Annotated in this window: 7 protein-coding genes and 2 tRNA genes; 2 read left to right on the top strand and 7 right to left on the bottom strand. The window is 44.5% G+C overall.

Annotated features, from left to right (window positions below; translation table 11 throughout):
• From AC1DSE_RS28190 to AC1DSE_RS28205, 4 genes are all read right to left on the bottom strand, one after another.
• Positions 1-572: nicotinamide phosphoribosyltransferase domain-containing protein (locus AC1DSE_RS28190; RefSeq protein WP_477528557.1), on the bottom strand; the 572-nt coding region annotated here is incomplete at its 3' end.
• A gap of 1 nt (position 573) precedes the next feature.
• Positions 574-1,383 (bottom strand): ribose-phosphate pyrophosphokinase, encoded by an 810-nt coding sequence (locus tag AC1DSE_RS28195; RefSeq protein WP_441877549.1) that lies wholly within the window; start codon positions 1,381-1,383, stop codon positions 574-576.
• 23 nt (positions 1,384-1,406) lie between these two features.
• A complete protein-coding gene (locus tag AC1DSE_RS28200; RefSeq protein ID WP_477528558.1) occupies positions 1,407-2,171 on the bottom strand; it encodes an NUDIX domain-containing protein in 765 nt (254 codons plus the stop codon).
• A 153-nt stretch (positions 2,172-2,324) separates the two neighbouring features.
• Positions 2,325-3,320, bottom strand: a complete 996-nt coding sequence (locus tag AC1DSE_RS28205) for a Gfo/Idh/MocA family protein (protein ID WP_430057112.1) — start codon at positions 3,318-3,320, stop codon at positions 2,325-2,327.
• A 196-nt stretch (positions 3,321-3,516) separates the two neighbouring features.
• On the opposite strand from AC1DSE_RS28205, the gene AC1DSE_RS28210 reads away from it, so the two are divergent.
• Both AC1DSE_RS28210 and AC1DSE_RS28215 read left to right on the top strand, forming a co-directional pair.
• Complete coding sequence (locus AC1DSE_RS28210; protein WP_441877556.1) at positions 3,517-3,912, top strand: GntR family transcriptional regulator; 396 nt, start codon at positions 3,517-3,519, stop codon at positions 3,910-3,912.
• Between the two features lie 10 nt (positions 3,913-3,922).
• Entirely contained in the window at positions 3,923-5,305 is a 1,383-nt protein-coding gene (locus AC1DSE_RS28215; protein ID WP_441877559.1) for a DUF5808 domain-containing protein, read from the top strand.
• Between the two features lie 38 nt (positions 5,306-5,343).
• On the opposite strand, the gene AC1DSE_RS28220 is transcribed toward AC1DSE_RS28215, so the two are convergent.
• The 3 genes from AC1DSE_RS28220 to AC1DSE_RS28230 all read right to left on the bottom strand — a co-directional run bounded on the left by AC1DSE_RS28220 (position 5,344) and on the right by AC1DSE_RS28230 (position 6,178).
• On the bottom strand, positions 5,344-5,940 hold the full coding sequence (locus tag AC1DSE_RS28220) for a P-loop nucleotide/nucleoside kinase family protein (protein WP_477512509.1): 597 nt from the start codon (positions 5,938-5,940) through the stop codon (positions 5,344-5,346).
• Between the two features lie 81 nt (positions 5,941-6,021).
• Positions 6,022-6,096, bottom strand: a tRNA-Gly gene (locus AC1DSE_RS28225).
• 7 nt (positions 6,097-6,103) lie between these two features.
• Positions 6,104-6,178 (bottom strand) — tRNA-Gln (locus tag AC1DSE_RS28230).
• Positions 6,179-6,181: the final 3 nt, after the last annotated feature.

Consider the following 6,181-nt stretch of genomic DNA (forward strand, 5'->3'; position numbering starts at 1 on the left):
GAGAAATCATGGCCTTGGAACGGTACGCCTGCTGTATCGCCGCTCGTCTGCAGCGCATAGGCTTCTAAAATTTTGCGATATTCAAAAGCTAGCGTAGCGCTCGTAGCCGGCATCCATAGCTGGCACGACATCAACGTCTCCAAATAGTTCGTCAGCCAGAAAAATTCAGGCTTCGTGTTCTCAATAGTCAGCATTGGTACTCTTATCGGTACTAATGCACCTTCTTTAATCGCCTTAATCTTGATCGGCAAATATCCAAGATCGTGCAGCTCCTCAATATGCGATGCATCGGGATTCGCTTCTCCAAGCGCATATTGAATGAGCCTCTTGTACTCATGCGCTACCTCTGCCTTTGTTCTTGCAAAGAAGTGCTCATTAAAATAATCGATGAGATATTGTTTGATAAACGACTGGAAGCCAAAAGCGACAACCTCGTTAATATCATCTAGTCGGCTTGTGCGAGCGGTCCACGTCGAATATACGAGCTCCGTTCCTTTTGGGTACTGATTTTTATGGCTCACCTTGTAAAAGTCACATAGCAGCGTAGCTGGATAAACGAATGTTTGCGTCATCTTATAGGCCCCCCATTGCGAATACGTGAATTTTGTCATGCTCTGCTTGATGAAGTATGGTATCGGTCGTATACACCTTATCAATAACATCAGTTTCTAATATTTTCCCTTTATAGATCGAATGCTCGCAGTGTCCTACCAGTAAATAAATATGCGTGGCTCCAAGTGCCTTCAGCTTCTCTGCGCTAAGCATAAACGTGCCGCCATACGAACAAAGATCATCAACAATGATGGCCTTAAAGCCCTCACGCGGGGTATGTCCAACGACATCCAAACTCTTGATTTGGCCGGTCTGAAAATCTCTTGCTTTGTAGCCTACCAGCTGCTGGTAGCCTTGAACCTTGCTGTAACGTTTCTGCGCCCCTGCATCTGGGAAAAAAAGATAGTCCTTCTCCGAATCAAAACCTACTTCGTTCGTGACTTGCTCAAGCAGCTGAATCGTAGGATATTTGCCGATACTGCGGTCGATCAGCGCAAGCGATACATCGGAATGCGGCTCGATAATCGTTACCGATTCAAAGTTCATGTTATTGATAAAGGCAGCTGTATATTTTAACGTAAAAGCAGAAGTACCTTCGACTCGATCCATTCGGCTGTACGGCAAATAATAAATGGTCAACGTACATTTAACGCGCCGATCATCGAGATAGCTCTTGATGAACATCAGCTTAACCAGATCGCCATCATTCTCATATTTCCATACGATCGTGTTGAATTCCGCCATATGCATTAGAATTTCATCGCCGTTTATGAGTGTCTCCCCATTCGGAAACTGTTTTAACCCAAGCTCTACTCCATTAAACTTCAGCATGACATCACTCTCCTCGTAAGCGTTCAGCTATAAATAGACAATCTTGGCTCTTCCTTTGTAAAAAGGTACAATTGCGCTGCTCGCTGCGAATATTGATTGGATTGCTTCGGATTTCCATTCGTATCCGTCGCCTCTTCAATAATCGTGCTGCGGCTTTTCGTTGAGGTCAATTTGCGAATGAAATTTTTCTCCTCAAAGTCAGGAACAACCGTTTTTATTACCTGATACAGCTCACTAAGCGTAAACTCCTCTGGCAGAAACTCCTTTGCTATCTTCGTAGTCAGCATTTTCTTGCGAATCTCTTGCAGCGCGTCGATCAAGATTTGCTTATGGTCAAACGCCAAATCCATTTGAAGCGCTTCTTCGACTGTAAACAATTGTACATCCGATGCATCTACAGCCGCAGCCCTTTGTTCAAGTGTACATTCGTTTACGAGCGCTAGAAAAGCATGCGAGATAATCCAGCCCCTTGGATCACGGCCAGGCGTGCTATACACGTTAAAATATTCAATATGCACGTCCTCAACCRCTGTCTCTTCTTGCAGCTCGCGTATAGCACAGTCATATACCGTCTCATTTTCCATCGTAAAGCCGCCTGGCAGCGCCCACTGCCCTTCAAAGGGCCATATGTTCCGCTTGATCAGCAGCACCTGCAGCTCCCTCGTAGGCAGCGCCTTCTTAGGCGTTTGCCTTTCAGTCGTTACGATCGTAAAGATGACGATATCTGCTGGCGCGCCATCAGGTGATCGGTAATGATCTGCTGCGTAATTGGATTCATTTTCGACCATTGCTGCTGCACTCCGATCCATATCATTTATTCGATTTGATATTATCATAATGACATTATTAAATCCCTTTGTCAACGGCTGCTGTGAAAAATAGGCAATTAGTCACGAATAAGTATATAAAAAAAGAAGCGGCTGCACGCCGCTCCTGTTATATTATTTCGTTTCTATAGCATCAGCAGGGTAGACGAGTCCAATCTGCTTTCTTGCCTCATCCATAATCTCCAGCGTCACGAGTGAATTTGCAAACGTGTTAATGGATGACTCCGTACGTCCAGCTTTAATCAGCTCGATAAATTCCTTCGCTTCATAGTACATCGACTTGCTATTTGAAGGCTGCGAAATATCTTCGCTTGTTCCGTTGCGGTATTGGATTTCAACCTTCCCTATTTCACTGATCTTATCGATTACGATACTGCCGTTCTCCCCTTGAATCTCCGATGGCAGCGATGAATGTGTAATTTTGGAATACATGATGACCGCATCCATGCTCTCATACTGAAGAACGATGCTTCCTTCCCCATCCACGCCAGAATCCAGCATGACACCAGTCGCTTTAATCACATCCGGCTTGCCAAATAAGGCTACAAGCGGGTAGACGCAATAAATGCCAAGATCCATAAGCGCTCCGTTTGAGAATACAGGATTAAAAGCATTAAGCACCGTACCCGCCTTATAGGCATCGTACCTAGACGAATACTGGCAATAGCTCGCAAAATAACGCCGTATCGTTCCAAGCTTGTCGATGTTGTCTTGAACAGCCTTAAACCCTGGCAGCATCGTCGACTTTAACGCCTCCATGAGCAGCACGCCGTTTTCCTTCGCAGCCGCAATCATCTGGCGCAGCTCATGCGCATTCGAAGCGATCGGCTTCTCGCAGAGCACATGAATGCCATGTTTCATACAAGCAATCGCATGAGCGGCATGAAATGAGTTTGGACTAGCAATGTATACCGCATCAATTTGTCCACTTGCCGCCATCTCTTCGATATCCGTAAATGTAGCAGCAATACTATGTTTCTCCGCAAATGTACTCGCTGTTTCTATCGAACGCGAATAGACAGCAGCTAGTTTGAAATCTTCAACCTCGCTCGCCGCAGAAATAAATGACTCTGTAATCCAGTTTGTACCGATAACGCCGAATCTGATCATAATCGTCTCTCCTTGAGTAATAATTTTATTGGCTAATCGCTTATTATATTTTTATGAAATGAGGAAAATCTTCTTCTGTTTATTATAGCCATGCCAAGGACTGCCTGTCCAAATGATTCAGCTGCATTTTGACATTTTGTATAATCTGTATTAACATCTCTAATACAAATGATACTTTATTGCTAGGGGTGATCCGATGATTATGACGCTCGACTACAACAGTGATATACCGATCTACGTCCAGCTCCGCAACCAAATTGTCATCGGAATTGGCGTAGGCGGACTCAATTATGGGGAGAAATTGCCAACGGTAAGACAGCTCGCTGATGATTTAGGGGTAAATGCCATGACCGTGAACAAAGCCTATGCCCTTCTCAAAAACGAGGGATACATTTCTATTGATCGCCGTCATGGGGCCAAGGTACGCACCGAATGGAGCAAGCAACCCGATTTTAGCCAAAAGCTGGAGTATGAATTAAAGCTTGTTATTTCTGAGGCTAGTCTTAAAGGTATCGAGCAAGAACAATTTATGCACATTTGCTCGAACATCTTTAAAGCCGCAATGAGCAAAAATCATCCCCTGCCAGAATAGGAGACCTTTCATGAACAATATTATTTTAATCGTTCCAGCAGCTATTGCCTACATCACTATTCTTGTTATTTTTTTGAAGCAAGCCTTACCAAGCAATCATATATTGTTTGGCGTTACGTTTCCTGCACATGCCTTCGAGGATGCAGAAATGAAGCAGCTTCAAGAAAAATATAAAAAATCATATTTTGTGTATGCTGGCATTACGTTAATAACCTTAGTGCCTTTTTTCCTGCTCGATAAATACTTTTCACTGGCCTTTACTTACATGCTGCTTTGGTTTGCAATTTTTTTGTATACATCCAAACTTCCTTTCAACAAAATCCATCATAAAGCCGCTGCTCTCAAACGGGATAAACAATGGTTTGTCGGAGAAAAACGAGTGATCCGTATCGATACCAAAGTAACGCAGCTCAAAAAATCGATGCTTGTTTCTCCCTATTGGTTCCTAATTCCTGCTCTTTTATCTGTCGTCCCAATTATCGTTTCCTTGTTTAACAGCGACGTTCTCTTAAAAATGACTGGGATTGCCTCACTCGCGATGACAGCGATCTTATTCGTCATTTACACTGCCTTTGGCAAAATGAAGACGAAGGTATACAGCAAAAACCACGACATCAACGCCGCTATTAACCGCGCAGCACGTCGTTATTGGTCCATGCTTTGGCCTAGCCTTGCTGTTTTTGAGAGCATTAATGCTTTTGTTGCTTATATGATTTTAACACAGGGGAGCTCGCTGAGCTTTACGCAGTGGATGATTGGTATTGTCATGGTATCCCTCTTGCCGCTGTGCAGCATCTTTTTTGTACATAACAAGATACAGGCGGTTGAAGAAAGCCTTGCCGAAACAGACGGCCAAAGTATTGTTGCCGATGACGACCACTACTGGATTAATGGCTCTACTTACTACAACCCGGATGATCAAACGATCATGGTTCCTAAACGTGTTGGAATTGGAACAACGGTCAATATGGCAACCCGGGCCGGAAAATGGATTCAATACGGCGGCATCGTGCTTGTCCTTGTGATCGTCATTCCTTTGACTGCTTTTATTGTGCAATCTGACAATACGGCTCCTACTCTAACTATTAAAGAGGACGGCATCGTGTCCATCGATTACCCTTTATATGATTACAGCTTTAATTTAAGTGACGTTAAGGGAATTACGCTTGAAGAGACGCTCCCAAGCGGATTTAGAACAAATGGCACAGCGACAGCGGAATATGCCCGTGGCAACTTTTCCTTAGAGAAGCTGGGTGCTGCCAAGCTATATGTATTTAAAAACTCACCGCCGTACATTACCATGCAGCTTGACGGTTTAACCGTTATTTTCAATGAGAAAGACGCCGCCAGAACGAAGGAGCTTTTCGAACAACTAACGGCTAGCAAGCTTTAATGCTAATACGGTACTCAACTGCTGTTATGTTCGTGCTTTTAGAACGCGTCTCCACCATACACGAATTGATCCAGAGATGCTAAAGACTGCTCGTTTAGAGGCGTGGAGTTGTCAAAATAAAGCACTGAGGATGCTGGAATGTTCCATTTCAGCTCTCTCCTCACTAAAGACGGACTAAACTCGCTCCAGTTGTCCAGCTTATACTGATCGAGTATAGATCCCCTTTGCACAATTCGTTCATAATGCACCTTGTCGTCACGGAGATAAACGAATACGACCTTTACCTCAACGTCTGATAAAGAGGCCCCGATTGCGAAGAGCTCCTGCTCAATCCAGTCCGGGGTCTCTGTTTCTTTCGTGAAGGGCCCAATTACAAATATATCGCCGTCATTAGCAATATTCTCAAGTGCAGCATCCATCGTAATGCGATAACCTAAATCGCGGCACAGTTTCTTATAGAGACTTGAATCCCGGTCATTCGGATCAAGTCCTGCCTGCGTCATAAGCGCAACAGCTGCCGGTCTAAGCACTGTATCCATATCAATAATGGCCACACTGCGCCTCTTCGCCAGCGCTTTCGCTAATGTCGTCTTGCCTGCTCCTGCACCGCCTACAAAAAATACTAATTTGCGCATGGCGAACCCCTCATCATTATTAATGTCTTATTCATAACAAAAAAACACCCTGCATTGCAAGGTGTTTTGGATGTGTAAAATTGGAGCGGAAGACGGGAATCGAACCCGCGACCCTCGCCTTGGCAAGGCGATGCTCTACCGCTGAGCCACTTCCGCATATAAATGGCTGGGGATTCAGGGATCGAACCTGAGAATGACGGAGTCAAAGTCCGTTGCCTTACCGCTTGGCTAATCCCCAACA

This window comes from Paenibacillus sp. 01L418 (assembly GCF_056400045.1).

Bases quoted from the DNA above. Each gene is read 5' to 3' on its own strand.
- AC1DSE_RS28215 (WP_441877559.1), top strand. From the start codon at position 3,923: ATGAACAATATTATTTTAATCGTTCCAGCAGCTATTGCCTACATCACT.
- AC1DSE_RS28220 (WP_477512509.1), bottom strand. From the start codon at position 5,940: ATGCGCAAATTAGTATTTTTTGTAGGCGGTGCAGGAGCAGGCAAGACG.
- AC1DSE_RS28205 (WP_430057112.1), bottom strand. From the start codon at position 3,320: ATGATCAGATTCGGCGTTATCGGTACAAACTGGATTACAGAGTCATTT.
- AC1DSE_RS28210 (WP_441877556.1), top strand. From the start codon at position 3,517: ATGATTATGACGCTCGACTACAACAGTGATATACCGATCTACGTCCAG.
- AC1DSE_RS28195 (WP_441877549.1), bottom strand. From the start codon at position 1,383: ATGCTGAAGTTTAATGGAGTAGAGCTTGGGTTAAAACAGTTTCCGAAT.